A 17,468-nucleotide genomic window follows, 5' to 3' on the forward strand; every position below is an offset into this window, starting at 1 on the left:
GTGAATCAGCGGCGGTGGTTCGATGCGGGAGTTAATTTAACCCACTCCCGCTTTACGGAGAATCCTGACGCTATTTTACAACGGGCGCATGCAGCTGGCGTTGAGCGCATTGCCGTCATCGCCTGTAATCTTGCCGAGGCCGAACAGGCCATCGCGTTGGCGGAACGCTTTCCACAGCTAGTTGTGACTGCTGGCGTGCATCCTCATGACGCAGTCAATGCCCCAGCCGACCTACAGCAACAGTTACGTGAGCTGGCGCGCCATCCCAGTGTGCATGCCATCGGCGAATGCGGCCTTGATTTCAATCGCAACTATTCACCAGCGGCGATCCAGCTCGACGTTTTCGAGCAGCAGCTTGAACTGGCGGCAGAACTTAATATGCCGGTGTACCTGCATGAGCGTGATGCTTTTGCGGAGCAACATCGTCTGTTACAAAAATACGCCAGTAAAATACCAATAAAATTAGCACATTGCTTCACTAGTGGTTGCGAAGAGCTCGAAGAGTATCTAAAGTTAGACTGTTTTATAGGAATCACTGGTTGGGTGTGCGATGAGCGACGTGGGGGAGCTCTGCGCAAGGCTGTACCACTGATTCCGCGTGAGCGTTTGGTTATAGAAACGGATGCACCGTTTCTGGTGCCGCGAACGCTTAAGCCCCGCCCAAGCTTTAATGAGCCATGTTGGCTTCCTGAAATTGCAAAAGTTGTTGCTGAGCTACGTCACGAATCATTAGATGATCTGGCTGCAGCGACCTGGCAAAACAGTCACTTATTATTTGGATGCGAAGGATGGCTAAAACCTTAGTTCGATGGTTGGCACTGGTTGGAATAGCTTTCTACTGGGGATTAGGTGCTGCAAGTGCCTCAGCTCAAGAGCCCATGCCACCAATTTATTACCATGTCGACACCAATGGCAGCCAGTCGGTTCAGAATCTAATCGACAAAGAGCCTGGCTTTTGGAGTGTGCTTAATAATAACGCAGCGTCCTTTGGTTATACCTCCGCGACCTACTGGTTCCATTTCACACTACCTCCGGTCGATCATGATCGGGTGATCCGCATTGCTTATCCATTACTGGATAAGGTCGATATCTACTATGTTGCCAATAATGAAGTTATAGAACGGGTTAGCGTTGGTGACGCGCAAGAGTTTAATGAGCGACCCGTTGAGAATCGTAACTTTGTCGTTCCGGTGGCTTCACGTGACCGCGTCCAGGTTTATCTGAAAGTTGAAACCACAAGCTCAATGCGGGTACCGCTGAGTGTCTGGGAACCCACAGAGCTGCTCGGCGATGAGCAAGTCGTTAATACCGCGACAGCGATGTATTTTGGCCTATTGCTGTGCATGATTATTTATAACTTGTTTAGTTATAGCGTCACCCGCGATCCCCGCTTCGGCTATTACAGTGCGTATATTCTCGCCATCGGTCTGTTATTAGCGAGTCTTGATGGTACCGGTTATCAATATTTATGGCCGTGGTCTGAGTGGTTGCAGAGTAAGGCGATACCGCTGTTTGGTAGCGTAGCGTTTATTTTTGCAAGTCTGGTTGCCAGCCAGATTTTGCAAACCAAAGAACGCAGTCCAAAACTACATTTGGGGCTCCAGGCAATTATGGGCATTGCTGGCTTGCTGTTCCTGGCCAGCCTGATATTCCCCTATGAGGTCATGATTTCCATTGTGTTGATAATGGCTATTCTTGCCAGTAGTTTCCTTATCTTCACCGGCTTTGTGTTATGGCGCCAGGGCTTAGCTTACGCCCGGATCTATACGCTGGCCTTAAGCGTATTATTGCTGGCGATTATCATTAATGCCATTGGCTATTTAGGGTTCTTCGATTCGTTCTTCATCCAGCGTTATCTGATCATGTTGGGGTCGGCGATTGAGATTATGCTGTTAAGCCTGGTGCTTGCGATTCGTTTTAATGAAGACCGTAAAGAACGTTTAGCCGTTGAGAAGCGCTTAAATTCCCGACTTGAAGTGAAAGTGAAGCAGCGCACCGAAGAACTTGAAGCGGTGATGCGTAAGCTTAAAGAAATGAACCAGCGGCTAGAGATTAAAAGCAATGAAGACCGGCTGACAAAACTTTATAACCGCGGCGTACTTGATGATGACTTGCCGTTAGAAGTCCGTCGTGCCCGACGCACCGGTTATGACATCGCCGTGGTTATGATAGACATTGACCACTTCAAGAAGGTTAATGATAAATATGGCCACCCGGTAGGTGATGAAATTCTGGTCGAGCTGTCGCGTTTACTGAAAGTGAACTTCCGCCGCGCCGGAGATCGCATCTATCGATATGGTGGCGAAGAGTTTGTAATCCTGATGCCGGGCGCACAAGAACTCGGCTGTCACGACAAAGTGCTCACCGTGACGGAAGTTATTCGCCGGCATACGTTTAAAACTGAGCGGGGAGAGGTTAACATCACCGTCAGCGTAGGTATGGCCTTACTGAATAGCTTACCGGGGCACGCCTCGAGCAAGCAGTTACTGGAAGCCGCCGATAACGCACTTTATCAGGCGAAAAATTCTGGCCGTGATCAAATCCGAATTGCGCGGTCATTAAAAGATGCGAGTGAAAAACCATAGATGCAGAGCATTAGTCAGTTCCCATTCCGCCGCATGAGACGTTTGCGGCGTCACGATTTCAGCCGCCGCATGGTGGCTGAAAATCATTTAAGCGCAGCAGATTTCATCTATCCAATGTTTGTTATTCCTGGTGAAAACCAACGGCAACAGGTGTCATCCATGCCAGGTGTAGAACGGCTGTCGATTGACTTGCTGGTGGCTGAATGCCGTGAGGTTTTTGCGCTTGGCATCCCGGCAGTTGCACTTTTTCCGGTGACACCGGACGCTGATAAATCACTTACTGCTGAGGCAGCCTGGGCAGCCGACGGCTTAGCTCAACGTGCCGTGCGGGCAATTAAAGCGGAGCTTCCGGAGCTTGGCGTCATCACTGATGTTGCGCTTGATCCTTTCACGACCCATGGGCAGGACGGCATTATTGATGAGCAGGGTTACGTGCAGAATGACATCACCACCGAAGCCTTGGTAAAACAGGCTCTTTCTCATGCTGAAGCCGGCGCAGATGTGGTCGCGCCCTCAGATATGATGGATGGACGTATTGCTGCTATCCGTGAAGCATTGGAGGAGAGTGGTTACCACAATGTTCAGATCATGGCCTATTCCGCCAAGTATGCGTCGGCTTTTTACGGGCCGTTCCGTGATGCGGTTGGCTCCTCCGGCAACCTGAAAGGCGGCAATAAAAAAACCTACCAGATGGATCCGGCGAATGCTGACGAGGCACTGCATGAGGTAGCGTTAGATTTGGATGAAGGCGCCGATATGGTGATGGTCAAGCCGGGCATGCCCTATCTTGATATCGTCCGGAGCGTGAAAGATACGTTCAAAGTGCCAACCTTTGCCTACCAGGTCAGTGGTGAGTACGCCATGTTGCAAGCGGCGATAGCGAATGGCTGGTTGACTGAAGAAGTCATTTTTGAGTCTTTGCTTGGCTTCAAGCGAGCCGGCGCTGACGGTGTGCTGACGTATTTTGCGAAATTTGCCGCGCAAAAACTAGCGCAAGACCATTAAGCGAGCGAACGTTTACGCTCGGTGAGCATGGTATGGACGAGCCCCTCGCGCAAAGCCCCTTGCGCGAGGTCAATAGTGCGGATATCGAGACTTTCAGTCAGCGCGACCAGAATCGCTAGCCCGCCACAAAAAACTGCCATGCGGTCATCGCGAATGCCCAGTTGCTCTAATTGCTCAACATGACCTAGTTTGATGGTTTCCTGCATACAATAATTGATAAATTCGGCGCTCATCGTGTCGGACCCATGCTGACGCAGACAGTCCTGCACTGCCCGGAATGTCCCTGAAGCACCACAAACGGTCTGCCAGCCGTGCGCCTGATAGGTTTTCGCCAGTGGCTGTATCAACTTTTTAGCACTATCAATAGCTTCGGCAAAACGCGCAGCGGTAATGAGGCCGTCAGCGAAATAACGGTTTTGCCAGACTACACAGCCCATATCCAGGCTTTTTAAAACATGAGGTTCGGTACCTATGCCAGCAATCACTTCGGTGCTGGCACCGCCAATATCCAGCACCAGCATGGCGCTGTCCGGGCGCGCCAGATCTAATGTTGCACCCTGATAGATGAGACCAGCTTCAGTAGTACCGGAAATAATATCAATGGTGGCGCCAAGGGCGCGCTCGAAGTGTTTTAAGATCTGTTTACGGTTGCTGGCCTTGCGCAGGGACGCAGTTGCAACGCAGCGCACCTGCAGCGGCTCATAGTTTTTAAGTAGCTGGGCAAAGTCTTTGAGACAAGCGACGCCGCGTTCAATTGCAGCATCATTAAGGGTAAGCTCAGGGGTAAGGCCATCAGCGAGACGAACTTTTTGCCGATGGCGGGTAATAATCCGATAGCCCCGCGTAGTCGCTTTGGCAATCAACATGTGGAAGCTATTAGAGCCCAGGTCGATTGCTGCGATACGCGGATGCTGACGCATTAGCCGTTACGCTTTGCTGGCGGTTTGCGTTGACCGGACGAGCGGCGTTGTTGGCCACCACTGCCCCCACGACGTCCACCACGGCTGCGACGACGGCCACTTGGGCGTGGTGTACGCAAATCGCTTAACAGGGCGTCAGGGTCGTATTTGGTTACCGGAATGGTGTGACCAATATAGTCCTCGATAGCAGGCAAATTATAAACGTACTCTTCGCAGGCTAAATTAATCGCTTTACCGCTGGCACCAGCACGGCCGGTACGTCCAATGCGATGGACATAATCTTCGAAATCGTCTGGCAGGTCATAGTTATACACGTGACTTACTTCGGGGATGTGCAAACCCCGGGCAGCAACATCAGTGGCAACCAGAAAATCGAGGGTGCCGGCTGAAAAATCTTCCAGAATCTTCAAGCGCTTGCGCTGCGGTACATCGCCGGTGAGCAGACCAACCCGGTGACCATCGGCCTCAAGCCAATTGAACAGCTTTTCACAAACATGCTTGGTATTTGCGAAAATGATGGCTTTATCCGGCCAGTCTTCTTCAATCAGGGTCAGCAATAGCTTAATTTTGTCTTGTTTCGACGGATAGAAAAGCTCTTCGCTGATGCGGATGCCGGTTTTTTGGGTCGGCTCAACTTCAACTTTGGTTGGCGAGTTCATGTGATCGTACGCGAGTTCCTGCACCCGCTGCGACAATGTCGCAGAGAACAACATACTCTGGCGTTCTTTCGCGCCTGGCATACGCTCAAACATGTAGCGAATGTCTTTGATAAAGCCTAAATCGAACATGCGGTCGGCTTCATCAAGGATGACCACTTCGATTTTATCGAGCTGATAGACGCCTTGTTTGCAGTAATCAATCAGGCGACCGGTGGTGCCGATTAAAATATCAACGCCTTCTTCGAGTTGTTGGCGTTGACTTTCGTAACCCTCGCCCCCATAAATAATGCCAAGGCGCATATCGCAGTGAGCAGCAAGAAGTTCAGCATCGTTTGCGATCTGAATTGCTAGTTCACGCGTAGGAGCCATAATAATAGCGCGCGGATAACGTTTTTCGCCAGAACGCGGTTTGTTAAGCAGGGTAGTAAAAGCCGCAATCAGGAAGGCAAGAGTTTTGCCGGTTCCGGTTTGCGCTTGTCCCGCTACATCCTGGCCTTTTAGGGCAATAGGTAAGCTCAGGGCCTGGATTGGGGTACAATACTCAAAGCCCGCCTTATTCAAAGCAGTTAATACCTGCGGATGCAGGTCGAGATCGGCAAAGCGTGTCTCTGTAAGGTGTGTTTTACTCATAGCATAAGCATACCAGTTTGCGCTAACATTCAAAAACAGAAATAATAGTGTTTTATTATTTCACGCGAATTCAGCAGCGGAGATTACCATGAGTGATAAAATTGTTCAGCTAAGTGATGATTCTTTTGAGGCAGACGTTCTCAATTCTGATAAACCAGTACTTGTCGATTTCTGGGCGGAGTGGTGTGGCCCATGCAAAATGATCGCACCGATTCTTGACGACATTGCAAACGAGTACGGTGACCGCATCACTATCGGCAAACTGAACGTTGACCACAATAGCCAAACCCCGCCGAAGTACGGTATTCGCGGTATTCCAACGTTATTGCTGTTCAAAAACGGCGAAGTTGCCGGTACCAAAGTTGGTGCATTGTCAAAAGCCCAACTGGCAGAATTTATTGAGCAAAACCTGTAAAGGTGCGTTCTGAAAAGTTGTCAAATCTTGAGATTTGGCAACTTTTTCTAATTGTTTGGTTTAAATAACCAGCAAAAAACTGGACGTCCTGGCGTTTAGGTGTTACTTTTCAACCAATATTTCTTCAGGTTGCCAGCCTTACGGCAGCCAGATAGCGAACCCCTAAAGCTATAAAACTTAAACTAACCCTTTGTTTTCCTATGGACACTAAAGTCATATCCCTCTTATGAATCTTACAGAATTAAAAAATAAACCCGTAAACGAGCTGGTACAGCTCGCAGAATCCATGGGCCTCGAATCCATGGCTCGTACCCGCAAACAAGACATCATTTTTGCCATCTTGAAAGCGCACGCAAAAAGCGGCGAAGACATTTATGGTGACGGGGTGTTGGAAATCTTGCAGGATGGCTTCGGCTTTTTGCGCTCGGGAGATTCATCGTACCTTGCAGGTCCGGATGATATTTATGTTTCGCCAAGTCAAATTCGCCGCTTCAATTTACGAACTGGTGACACGGTGGCCGGGAAAATACGCCCGCCGAAAGAAGGCGAACGTTATTTTGCCCTTCTTAAGATTCGTGAAGTCAACTTCGACAAGCCTGAAAACTCCCGCAATAAAATTCTTTTTGAAAACCTTACGCCTCTCCACGCAGAAGAACGTCTGCGGATGGAACGTGGTAATGGTTCGACGGAAGATATTACTGCCCGGGTGTTAGACCTTGCTTCGCCAATCGGCAAAGGCCAGCGTGGTTTGATTGTGGCGCCGCCAAAAGCGGGTAAGACGTTATTGCTGCAGAACATTGCGCAGTCAATTGCTGCTAACCATCCTGATTGTGTGCTGATGGTGTTGCTGATCGATGAGCGTCCAGAGGAAGTTACTGAGATGCATCGCCTGGTGAAAGGCGAAGTTATTGCTTCGACCTTTGATGAGCCGGCAAACCGTCACGTGCAGGTCGCCGAGATGGTGATCGAGAAGGCCAAACGTTTGGTCGAGCACAAGAAAGATGTGGTCATCTTACTTGATTCAATCACTCGTCTGGCACGTGCTTATAACACTGTTATTCCAAGCTCCGGCAAGGTCTTGACTGGTGGTGTTGATGCTAACGCGCTACATAAGCCAAAGCGTTTCTTCGGTGCTGCACGTAATGTTGAAGAGGGTGGTAGTTTGACTATCATCGCGACGGCATTGATCGATACGGGTTCGAAGATGGACGAGGTGATTTACGAGGAGTTCAAGGGCACAGGTAATATGGAATTGCACTTGAATCGTAAGATTGCTGAGAAACGTGTTTTCCCTGCGATTGACTTCAATCGTTCGGGTACGCGTCGCGAAGAGTTGTTAACTTCGCCGGAAGAGCTGCAAAAAATGTGGATCTTACGCAAAATCGTACACCCGATGGGTGAAACGGAAGCGATGGAATTCCTCATCGACAAGCTGCAAATGACCAAAACCAACGACGAATTCTTCGAGGCCATGAAGCGCCAGAAGTCGTAGGCTTGGCTTTGCGCCTCTCTGGGGTCTTCGTCATAGGGACGCCATGAACCCATCCCTGGGGGCTTGGCGGCCGCATCCATGCGGCCGACACCCTATGACGAAGACCCCAACAAGGCACTCGCCGGCGCCCTCGGCGCATCCCTGCGGCGCACACCCTCAGAAATAACCCTGTCGGTTTCGCCGCGCCTCATGCGGCCGACACCCTCAGAAATAACCCTGTCGGTTTCGCCGCGCCTCATGCGGCCGACACCCTATGACGAAGACCCCAGCAAGGCACTCGCCGGCGCCCTCGCCGCATCCCTGCGGCGCACACCCTCAGATATAACGCTGTGGGCTTCGACCGCGCCTCTTGCAGAGTCTCCTAATTCGACAAAGACCTAGCGATTTTCCACTACGATTCCAACAGAATAAACCTACCTTTGCCGTTATCGGCATACTTTCGTTTCCCCTCGATGATATTGTTTGTTAATCTTTGGTTGTTAGTGTTTTCATGTTGTTGGATTTAATTTTGACTCTACGTCTTTGGAGAAGCCAATGAATCAATCTAAAAAGGGCTACAGAATGCGCTCGTGGCTATTCAGTTTTGTTGCAAGCGTTATAGGGCTTTTGACTGGTGTGTGGATGGGGGTGGGTATCTGGCCTACTTCATTATTAGCTAGTGAAAGCGGCTTCATGTTTGCGTTAAGTCTTGTTGAAAAAAGCTTGGCGGAGGACGACATTCCGGAAGCGAAAAGGCGTCTGGAGTTATTCTACTTGAGTAATCGTGATGGTCAGCTTGACGACCTTTATCAAAATGAGTTTTTTCTTAATGAACCGCAGAAGAAAGAGTGGGACTTTGTGCTAGAGAAACGCGTAAAGGAGATTGAAGAATGAAAATTTGGGGACCCCTGTTATCCTTTATTCTATTCTGCGTTATCGGCCTAGCCTTAGGTTTTCAAATGTCGCGTCTATCAACATTACAGATGGAGCTGCGTAGATACGTCATCGCCGCCGAAATTCAACAACGGTTACAGAATAATGAAATTGCCTCCGCTCGCTCGTTGTTGCAGCGCACTTTAACCGATGCAAATGAAATCGTTGAAGCCTTGGCGGAAACTGATCCGGATATATACGAGTATTATCGCGATCGGATGTCAGGGTCAGAACGCACTGACGATAACAAAGTTAAAGAATAGAACAGGTGTTGAGCTGCCAGCCAACTGCCGTCGTTTGCCGTAATCGCAAATCGAAATGCAATAAGCAAGTGAGTGTATCAAGGGAAGAGGTCACGTCACTCTTTCTTCAGCGCCAGTTCAATCAGTAACGGGAAGTGGTCGGATCCGAATTTGGGCAGGCGCCGCATTTTCACCAGCATGAAATGCTCACTGTGGAACAGATGATCCAGTGGCCAGCGCAGTAACGGCAGCTTGGCGTGGAAGGTGTTGAAAAAGCCGCGTCCCATGCGCGGGTCAAGCAATTTACTCTGACGTAAGAATTCGCGACTGGTGCGTGACCAGGCGACGTCATTGAGGTCGCCGGTAACAATCACTGGGCCGGACTCCTTAGCCGCACGTTCCGCAACCTTCAGCAACGCCCGATCCCGGGGCTTCGATTTGTCATTCTCGCTAGGTCCCGGTGGTACCGGGTGGACGCAGTGCAGATGGATTTGGCGGCCGCCTGGCATTTGCACATCCGTGTGTATCGACGGCACGTTTTCCTGCACTAAGTTCTCGATCTTGACGTTTTCTAAAGGCCATACCGAGTACACCATCATGCCGTAGAGGTTGTTCTGAGGCACACGGACGACATGGGGTAAGTCGTCTTCGATATCGGTGAGCTGCTTTTCCCACCATTCGTCGGTTTCAACGGCAACGATGATGTCGGGGCGTTCGCGGTTGATCATGCGCACGAGTTCCACGGCATTGCGGTTATGTTCGAACACATTAACGATGAGAACGCGTAAATGTTCTTCGACGCGTTTTTCATCGCACTTGCGGTTATAGCGCTCTACGGTGCGCTCTGCCAAAGGCGTATAAGGAAAAATCCACCAGAGTTGCCAGGCGCAACAAAGTAATTGTACGGCTACCAATAACCATGTTGCGGGTGACTCGGCGGGTAACCAGTGCGCGCTGGCGACCAGTAACACTATGCCGACACCGGTGAGCTGCAAGCGCGGAAAATCCCACACGCGCACCAGCCAATGGGTGCTGCTCAAGTGTGGTAGCAACGATAGTAATGCAAGTAACGCTGTTAAGAAGCCAATGACGCTAAACGCGAGTATGGAGTGGAACATGAGTACCGTGCATCCTTGAACTGAAGGTAAGGGCTTAGCGTAGCGTAATTTGAAAGCGCTGAAAACAGTAATAAAAACCAGTATAATGGCGGCATTATTTACGATGTGGGATAACCATCAGTGAAGTATCAGGACTTACGCGGCTTTATGGCCTTGCTGGAGGCGCGTGGCGAGTTAAAACGAATTCAGCTTGAAGTCGATCCTTATCTGGAGATGACGGAGATTGCTGATCGCACCTTAAAGGCAGGTGGCCCGGCGTTGTTGTTCGAGAACGTCAAAGGGCACAGCATTCCGGTGCTGGCGAATTTATTTGGCACGCCGGAGCGCGTTGCGCTGGGCATGGGGCAGGATTCTGTGGCTGCGCTGCGCGACGTCGGCAAGCTGTTAGCTTTTCTGAAAGAGCCCGAGCCACCCAAAAGCTTTCGCGATGCGCTGAACCTTTTGCCGGTCTATAAAAAAGTGCTGAGCATGTCGCCCAAACAGCTGAAGAAAGCGCCTTGCCAGGAAGTGATTCAAAGTGGCGATGAGGTTGATTTGCAGCAGTTGCCGATCCAGCATTGCTGGCCGGGTGATGTGGCGCCGTTGATTACCTGGGGCCTCACTGTGACCAAGGGCCCGCATAAGGAACGCCAGAATTTAGGTATTTACCGGCAGCAATTGCTGGCCAAAAATAAAGTCATCATGCGCTGGCTATCGCATCGCGGTGGCGCGCTGGATTTCCAGGAATGGCAACGTCAGCATCCTGGCGAGCGGTTTCCGGTGGCGGTGGCCCTTGGTGCTGATCCGGCTACTATTTTGGGTGCGGTAACTCCGGTGCCGGACAGTTTGTCTGAGTATGCCTTTGCCGGCTTGCTGCGCGATGGCAAAACCGAAGTCACTAAGTGTGTGAGTAATGACTTACAGGTTCCGGCCCATGCTGAAATCATTCTCGAAGGTTATATTGAACCGGGAGAGATGGCACCAGAAGGGCCTTATGGTGACCATACGGGTTACTACAATGAGGTCGATGAGTTTCCGGTATTTACCGTTACGCACATTACTCACCGTCGTGATCCTATTTATCACTCGACCTATACCGGGCGTCCGCCGGATGAACCGGCAGTGCTTGGTGTCGCGCTCAATGAAGTTTTTGTGCCTTTGTTGCAAAAGCAGTTTCCGGAAATTGTCGACTTTTATTTGCCGCCGGAAGGCTGCTCATACCGCGTTGCTGTGGTAACCATGAAGAAGCAGTATGCCGGTCATGCGAAGCGCGTGATGATGGGCGTATGGTCCTTTTTACGCCAGTTTATGTATACCAAGTTTGTTATTGTCTGCGACGACGATGTCAACGCCCGTGATTGGCAAGATGTGATCTGGGCCATGACCACGCGTATGGATCCGGCCCGCGATACGGTGCTGGTGGAAAATACGCCGATTGACTATCTGGATTTTGCCTCCCCGGTGTCGGGGCTTGGCTCCAAAATGGGCATGGATGCAACCAATAAATGGCCGGGTGAGACCGATCGGGAATGGGGTGTACCCATTGTCATGGACAAAGCAGTGCAACAACGGGTGGATGAAATTTGGGACGAACTCGGAATTTTGCAACAGGATAAGCAGGCGCAATGAAACAAATGCTAGGTGAAGTCACAACATTAGAAAATTTGTCGCAGAACGTGTATCGGGTGGTTCTCAGTTTACCCGAGGCGATTACTTTTGACGCCGGGCAATACTTGCAGGTGGTCATGGGTGAACGTGATAAGCGGCCGTTTTCAATCGCTTCATGCCCGTCGAAGACTGATACCGTTGAGCTGCATATTGGTGCAACCGCAGATAACCCCTATGCGATGGAGGTTATTGACGAGATGCGTGCGCAGGGTGAGATCACTATCGAAGTACCACTTGGCCAGGCCAGTTATCGTGGCGCAAGTGAGCGGCCGATAATTCTGATCGCTGGCGGCACGGGCTTTTCTTATACCTGGTCGATTTTGCAGGCGCACCTGCGTCGTGACCCCCAGCGGCCTATAACCCTGTACTGGGGCGGCCGTGCGCTAAACGATCTTTATTATGATGCAAAGTTGCGGGCGCTGAGCGAGCAGCATGCGAATTTTCATTACCGGCCAGTGGTTGAAGAAGCTGCGGGCAACTGGCATGGCGCCATCGGCCTGGTCCATCACGCGGTGATGGCGGAACAAAGCGATCTAAGCGAAGCCGATGTCTACGTCGCCGGGCGGTTTGAGATGGTGCGGGTGATCCGTGATGAGTTTCATGCGCATGGTTTGCCGCTCGAACAACTTTATGGCGATGCGCTAGCCTTCATTTAAAGGCGCTGTTATACTCCGCAGCGCAATACCAAGGGGTGCCCCTGTACAAGATTGTACAGTCAGGCTGAGATGCACGAAGCAAACCCTTTGCACCTGATCCGGTTAATACTGGCGTAGGGATGGTAGCTAACACTCTTAGTCCATTTGAAATCCCACCCGACCGGATTGTTTCTGACTCAGAAGTTGAGGAAATAATCCATGTTTCAAAAATCTTATTTAATGGCCGCTCTGTTGGCCTCTGGCGCGTTCGCGTCTGCCAGTGGCTATGCACAGGCCGAGGCGCAGACCAAAGCGCAAGCCGCGTCTGAAGACAGCGTTGAACGCATTACCATCCAGGGTGAATTCCGCCGTATGACCATTCAGGAAGCGCCTACCAGCGTGACTGCCCTGGTTGCTGAACGGCTTGGTCAGCGCAATGCGTTGCACCTGGAAACCGCCTTGAATGCCCTGGCGAATGTCAATTTTTCTGGCGGCAGTTCACGCGCACGTTTTATTCAAATTCGTGGCGTAGGTGAGCGCAGTCAGTTCGTTGATCCGATTCAGCCGTCGGTCGGTCTGCTCGTCGACGGAATTAACTACAGTGGCCTGGCGCAGGCCGCCCAGCTGTTTGATATCAGTCAGATCGAGGTCTATCGCGGACCGCAGAGTGGTCGCTTTGGTGCTGATGCAATGGCCGGCATGCTGGTTATGGAAAGCACCCAGCCAACACGTGAAACCGAGGGCGTCTGGCAACTCGGCGTCGCCAACTACGATGCGATGCAGGGTGGCTTTGCTGTAGGCGGTTCATTAGGTGCAGTCGGCCGCGCTCGTCTGAGCGTGTTCCAGCAACGTGATGATGGCTTTATCACCAACAACTATCTGGAACGCGACGATACCAATAATCGTTCAGAGCGCAATATTCGATTGAACCTGTTCACCGACCTCGGCTCCAGCTGGCAATTGCGTACCACGATTCATGATCTGCATCAGGACAATGGGTACGATGCGTTTTCCCTGGATAATAGCCGGCAAACGCTCTCTGATGAGCCGGGCGAAGATGATCTGGACTCTACCGCTGCACGGCTCGCGCTGAGCTATGCCGGTCGCCTCGCGAATCTGGAACTATCCTATACTAACCTCAGTGCCGACAGCGTCTACAGCTATGATGAGGACTGGACATTTGTCGGTATTGCGCCGGGCTGGGAATACAGTTCATTTGATGCGTATCGCCGCGATCGCACGGATCAGACGCTCGAAGCACGTTGGGTCAGCGCACGTCCATTAACAATGCTTGGTGGCGAGACCGACTGGGTGGCCGGCGTTTATCATTATCAGCGCGATGAAGAGCTGGTCCGTGATTTCTTTAACTGGGATAGCTATCAGCAGGACCAGTTTTTCAGTACCTATGAAAGTCGCCACCTTGCGGCGTACGGTGAACTTGCACAAAACTTTACCCAGAACTGGCGACTGACTGCAGGTGCCCGGGTTGAGCGCTATGATAATCCTTATCAGGACAGCAATGGTGTGCAGGCCGAGCCGGAAGATACCATGTGGGGTGGACGGTTGAGCCTGAGCTACCTGCCGGCTACGGATCATCTCTGGTATGCGACCCTGGCACGCGGCTACAAAGCCGGTGGTGTCAATGGTGAGGCGCTGGGCAAAGTACAGGATACGGAACTGACTGAGCTGCGTGACTATCTGCTGGCGCGCGCGACTTTCGCGCCTGAGCTGTTAACCAGCTTTGAGGTAGGGCATAAGCGCGTTAATGCCGATGACACCTTCAGTATGCAAGTGGCGGTGTTCATGCATCAGCGTGACGACGTGCAGCTCAAAGGTTGGGTGAATCGCGACCAAAGTTTTGTCGGCTATCTGCAAAATGCAGCCCAGGGCAATGCTTACGGTGCTGAACTGGAAGTTAACTACCGTCCCGTCGAGCAACTTGAATTGTTCACATCTGTGGGCTTACTGGAAACCGAGATTGAAGGCTTTGTCACGGAAGATGGCGTTGACATGAGCGGACGTGACCAGGCTCATGCACCCAACTACCAGTACAATGTTGGTGCTCGCTACGCCTGGAGTAAACAGCTTAGCGGTGTTATCGAAGTGGATGGCAAGGATGGCTTTTTCTATTCGGATTCACACATGAGCCGCGCCGATGCCATGGCTGTGCTACATGCCAGCCTGAAATGGCAGGCAGAAGACTGGCAGGTGACCTTGTGGGCGCGTAACCTGACGGATGAGGACTACGGTATTCGTGGCTTCTACTTCGGCAATGACCCTCGCCTCGAGTATGTGCCGCAGACTTACGAGCAATACGGTGAGCCGCGTCGCGTGGGTGTTACCTTTAACTACTCATTTTAGTGTTAAGCCGGTCCGACAAAAGGTGCTAGATAATGGCAAGTTTTACTGAGATTTGGCAGCAGGTTGTTGCAACTTCAATGTTGGAGTGGCTGGCTGTTGTGCTTGCCATAGCCTATTTAGTGCTGGCCGCCCATCAGTCCCTGTGGTGCTGGCTGGCGGCGGGAATCAGCTGCGTGATCTACACGCAGCTGATGTTTAACGCGCAGCTGTACATGGAATCTTTATTGCAGCTTATTTATATTACGTTGGCGATCTACGGGTGGTGGCAATGGCGTTATGGTAAGGGACAGGACGACGCTGCTGAAGTGCGGGACTATTCCTGGCAATGGCATCTGCAGTGGCTACTGTTATTGACAGTTGTTGCGGTAGCTATCGCCTGGCTGCTGCAAACCTATACCGATGCTGATGCTGTGTGGCTCGATACTTTCACTACGGTTTTTTCGCTGTTTGCGACCTGGTTACTGACCCGCAAACAATTCGCCAATTGGTGGTACTGGTTGGTGATCGATGCTATCTATGTTTACCTGTACAGTAGTAAAGGATTTGTCGTTACTGGTGCGCTTTACTTTGTTTATCTTATACTGGTGGTGTACGCGATGCGACAGTGGCAATCAACGCAGGTGGGCAGCGAACAATGCGACAACAGTGGTTAGAAAGTTTACCTATCCGTGGTGTCATAAAAACCGAACCCTTATTGCGAGGCGTGGCAAATAACGTTTATAAAATTACCACCACGCAAGAAAAGTACATCCTGAAACAATTCCGTTTTGATCATCCCTACGGTCTTGATCGTGATCAGGAAGTACGGGTACAGCAGCAGCTGGCTGAGCATAAGTTAGCACCGGATGTCATTCATTATGATGCAACCCAGGGGCTGGTTTTACAACGCTTTCTGGATGATCCGGACTTAGGCCACGCGAAGCTGCCAATGGCAGAAAAGTTACGCGAACTTGCTGATATTTCTGCCCATATTCACCGCTTGTCAGTTGATGTTCCGGTGTGGTCGTTGCGCGAACGTTTAGCGCGTTATTGCGCACAGCTTGCTGAATTTGATAGTGAGCGGGCGTCGCACTTTCGCAAGCGTTTGGATTCCTTCCGCAAACTACTCGACAGTTTTGCCTCCCATCCGGTGTTTTGTCATAACGACCTGGCTATGCATCATATTTTTCTCTCACCAGACCGACGAGTCATTGACTGGGAATATGCAGGCTTGGGTGAGCGTTACTTTGATCTCGCCAATACTATGACGGTGAACCAACTGGAGTTACCGCAACGTAATGCTTTTATAAACGCGTATGAAGCAGCCGCCGGCTTTACCGTTCAACGCGATACTCTGGAAAGCTGGCGTGAAGTGGTTGCTGTGGTCAATCAGCTTTGGTACGAATTACATCATTACCTGCAACGAATAACTGACTAGGGAGAAGGCATGAGCGGTGGCACTGCAGATCGGGAACTAACGGAACGTTTGTACGGCTATCTCGCCGAGGATGAAGACGCCAGAGTTTGTAAAGATATTCCAGATGCCGCCTGTAATGACCAACCTAAGGCTTTTGTCGCGCACCTGATAGCATTAAGCATGACCAAGCTGGGTGATTCGCTGGTGAGTGCGCGGCTGGTGTTGCCGTGGATTCTGACCTCGCTGGGTGCGCCTTCGGCCTTTATCAGTGCCCTGGTTCCACTACGTGAATCCTTAGCTTTATTACCTCAATTAATTATTGCCCAGCAATTGCGTGAGTCGCCTGTGCGCAAATGGTTCTGGGTGGTGGGTAGTTTCGGTCAGGCACTGGCGCTTGTCGGTATGTTGATGAGTGTGTTGACCCTACGCGATCAGGCCCTGGGTTGGGCGATTGTACTCTTGTTAACCTTTTTTAGTATTTCCCGCGGCGTTTGCTCGGTCTCGATTAAGGACGTTCAGGGTAAAACCATCTCCAAGACGCGACGCGGTCGGTTATCTGGTATTGCCGCGTCCGTAGCGGGGCTACTGTCGGTGGTGAGTGCATTGGTCGTGCTGTTTGCTCCTGCGCTACTGAGTGGCAGTATAGAACAGGGGAATGTGCTTATTTTCGCAGGACTGCTGGGCTTTGCCGCTGCGCTCTGGACTGCTGCTGCGTTGACCTACGCCCAGGTGCCAGAAGTTCCCGGCGCGACAGAAGGCGGTGGCAATGCCATGATAGAAGCGCTTAAATCGATGCGCTTACTCTGGGAGGACAAATTATTCGGTAGCTTCGTGCTGACGCGCGCACTCCTTGTTTCTTCGGCGTTTGCCATTCCTTATGTTGTGGTGATGATTCAACGTAGCGGCGAAGGCAGTTTAACCAGTTTAGGTGGACTTATGCTGGCCAATGGTATTGCCGGTATGGTGGCTGGCAGGTTCTGGGGTAAATGGTCGGACTCGGCCAGTCATCACGTGATGGCGGCAGCTGCATTTATCGCGGTGAGTGTTATGGCGGTTGCGCTGGCGCTTTATACTCTCGCTGGCGATTGGTTAGCTAAGCAATGGCTGGCTGGCTTGCTCATTTTCGCTGCTGCGGTAGCCCATCACGGCGCGCGAGTAGGACGCAAAACCTACTTGGTTGATATGGCGACGCAGGACAATCGGGCGCAACTCACGGCGGTTTCTAACACTGTCATAGGTGGTGTTTTGCTGCTCGGAATCTTGCTGGGCGTGCTGGATAGCTACGCGGGTGTGGAAGCGGTTATGGTCACCCTGATTATACTGGGGCTTATCGCCGGCGTTCGTGCAATGACCCTACCAAATGTCCAACGTGATTAGTGGCAAATGAACGGGCGAACAGGGCAAACAGGCCAATAAAAAAGCCAACACCTGATGTGGTGTTGGCTTAGAAC

16 protein-coding genes and 1 riboswitch are annotated in these 17,468 nt (G+C 51.3%); of the genes, 13 read left to right on the forward strand and 3 right to left on the reverse strand.

The window, feature by feature from the left end:
* From CWI69_RS10235 to hemB, 3 genes are read left to right on the forward strand one after another with little or no spacing between them, the layout of a single operon-like run.
* Nucleotides 1–804 (forward strand): TatD family hydrolase, encoded by an 804-nt coding sequence (locus CWI69_RS10235; protein WP_126764111.1) that lies wholly within the window; start codon nucleotides 1–3, stop codon nucleotides 802–804.
* The gene (locus CWI69_RS10240; protein ID WP_198678940.1) at nucleotides 789–2,585 is read left to right on the forward strand and encodes a sensor domain-containing diguanylate cyclase; all 1,797 of its coding nucleotides are present in this window, start codon (nucleotides 789–791) and stop codon (nucleotides 2,583–2,585) included. Before CWI69_RS10235 ends, CWI69_RS10240 begins: the two co-directional genes overlap by 16 nt.
* Nucleotides 2,586–3,590 carry a porphobilinogen synthase gene (gene hemB / locus CWI69_RS10245; RefSeq protein ID WP_126764113.1) on the forward strand — a complete coding sequence of 335 codons (1,005 nt, stop codon included), beginning with the start codon at nucleotides 2,586–2,588 and terminating at the stop codon, nucleotides 3,588–3,590. It abuts the gene before it with no gap.
* Here hemB and CWI69_RS10250 read toward each other — a convergent pair.
* Together CWI69_RS10250 and rhlB are read right to left on the reverse strand one after the other, a co-directional pair.
* A complete protein-coding gene (locus CWI69_RS10250; RefSeq protein ID WP_126764114.1) occupies nucleotides 3,587–4,510 on the reverse strand; it encodes a Ppx/GppA family phosphatase in 924 nt (307 codons plus the stop codon). The two genes, hemB and CWI69_RS10250, sit on opposite strands and share 4 nt — an antisense overlap.
* Nucleotides 4,510–5,799, reverse strand: a complete 1,290-nt coding sequence (gene rhlB, locus CWI69_RS10255) for an ATP-dependent RNA helicase RhlB (RefSeq protein ID WP_126764115.1) — start codon at nucleotides 5,797–5,799, stop codon at nucleotides 4,510–4,512. The genes CWI69_RS10250 and rhlB overlap by 1 nt, the downstream gene beginning before the upstream one ends.
* 88 nt (nucleotides 5,800–5,887) lie before the next feature.
* On the opposite strand from rhlB, the gene trxA reads away from it, so the two are divergent.
* The 4 genes from trxA (at nucleotide 5,888) to CWI69_RS10275 (ending at nucleotide 8,881) form a co-directional block, all read left to right on the forward strand.
* Nucleotides 5,888–6,214 (forward strand): thioredoxin TrxA, encoded by a 327-nt coding sequence (trxA, locus tag CWI69_RS10260; protein ID WP_126764116.1) that lies wholly within the window; start codon nucleotides 5,888–5,890, stop codon nucleotides 6,212–6,214.
* Nucleotides 6,215–6,440: 226 nt separating this feature from the next.
* Nucleotides 6,441–7,706: a transcription termination factor Rho gene (gene rho / locus CWI69_RS10265; RefSeq protein WP_126764117.1), complete on the forward strand. Its 1,266-nt coding sequence runs from the start codon at nucleotides 6,441–6,443 to the stop codon at nucleotides 7,704–7,706.
* Nucleotides 7,707–8,240: 534 nt separating this feature from the next.
* Nucleotides 8,241–8,579, forward strand: a complete 339-nt coding sequence (locus tag CWI69_RS10270) for a hypothetical protein (RefSeq protein WP_126764118.1) — start codon at nucleotides 8,241–8,243, stop codon at nucleotides 8,577–8,579.
* 65 nt (nucleotides 8,580–8,644) lie between these two features.
* The gene (locus CWI69_RS10275) at nucleotides 8,645–8,881 is read left to right on the forward strand and encodes a hypothetical protein (protein ID WP_126764119.1); all 237 of its coding nucleotides are present in this window, start codon (nucleotides 8,645–8,647) and stop codon (nucleotides 8,879–8,881) included.
* Between the two features lie 95 nt (nucleotides 8,882–8,976).
* Here the strand turns inward: CWI69_RS10275 and CWI69_RS10280 are convergent, their stop codons facing one another.
* Nucleotides 8,977–9,978, reverse strand: a complete 1,002-nt coding sequence (locus CWI69_RS10280; protein ID WP_126764120.1) for an endonuclease/exonuclease/phosphatase family protein — start codon at nucleotides 9,976–9,978, stop codon at nucleotides 8,977–8,979.
* 120 nt (nucleotides 9,979–10,098) lie between these two features.
* On the opposite strand from CWI69_RS10280, the gene ubiD reads away from it, so the two are divergent.
* The 6 genes from ubiD to CWI69_RS10310 all read left to right on the forward strand — a co-directional run bounded on the left by ubiD (nucleotide 10,099) and on the right by CWI69_RS10310 (nucleotide 17,394).
* Nucleotides 10,099–11,586 (forward strand): 4-hydroxy-3-polyprenylbenzoate decarboxylase, encoded by a 1,488-nt coding sequence (gene ubiD, locus CWI69_RS10285; RefSeq protein WP_126764121.1) that lies wholly within the window; start codon nucleotides 10,099–10,101, stop codon nucleotides 11,584–11,586.
* Nucleotides 11,583–12,281, forward strand: coding sequence for an NAD(P)H-flavin reductase (fre, locus tag CWI69_RS10290; protein WP_126764122.1), 699 nt, complete (start codon nucleotides 11,583–11,585; stop codon nucleotides 12,279–12,281). The genes ubiD and fre overlap by 4 nt, the downstream gene beginning before the upstream one ends.
* A gap of 21 nt (nucleotides 12,282–12,302) precedes the next feature.
* Nucleotides 12,303–12,418, forward strand: a riboswitch (TPP riboswitch).
* A gap of 61 nt (nucleotides 12,419–12,479) precedes the next feature.
* On the forward strand, nucleotides 12,480–14,621 hold the full coding sequence (locus CWI69_RS10295) for a TonB-dependent receptor (protein WP_126764123.1): 2,142 nt from the start codon (nucleotides 12,480–12,482) through the stop codon (nucleotides 14,619–14,621).
* 32 nt (nucleotides 14,622–14,653) lie between these two features.
* Nucleotides 14,654–15,274, forward strand: coding sequence for a nicotinamide riboside transporter PnuC (pnuC, locus tag CWI69_RS10300; RefSeq protein ID WP_126764124.1), 621 nt, complete (start codon nucleotides 14,654–14,656; stop codon nucleotides 15,272–15,274).
* Nucleotides 15,256–16,038, forward strand: a complete 783-nt coding sequence (locus tag CWI69_RS10305; protein WP_126764125.1) for a phosphotransferase — start codon at nucleotides 15,256–15,258, stop codon at nucleotides 16,036–16,038. The genes pnuC and CWI69_RS10305 overlap by 19 nt, the downstream gene beginning before the upstream one ends.
* A gap of 9 nt (nucleotides 16,039–16,047) precedes the next feature.
* The gene (locus tag CWI69_RS10310; protein ID WP_126764126.1) at nucleotides 16,048–17,394 is read left to right on the forward strand and encodes an MFS transporter; all 1,347 of its coding nucleotides are present in this window, start codon (nucleotides 16,048–16,050) and stop codon (nucleotides 17,392–17,394) included.
* Nucleotides 17,395–17,468 lie beyond the last annotated feature (74 nt).

Source organism: Pseudidiomarina halophila, from assembly GCF_003987215.1.
In the GTDB taxonomy this organism is placed as follows: domain Bacteria; phylum Pseudomonadota; class Gammaproteobacteria; order Enterobacterales; family Alteromonadaceae; genus Pseudidiomarina; species Pseudidiomarina halophila.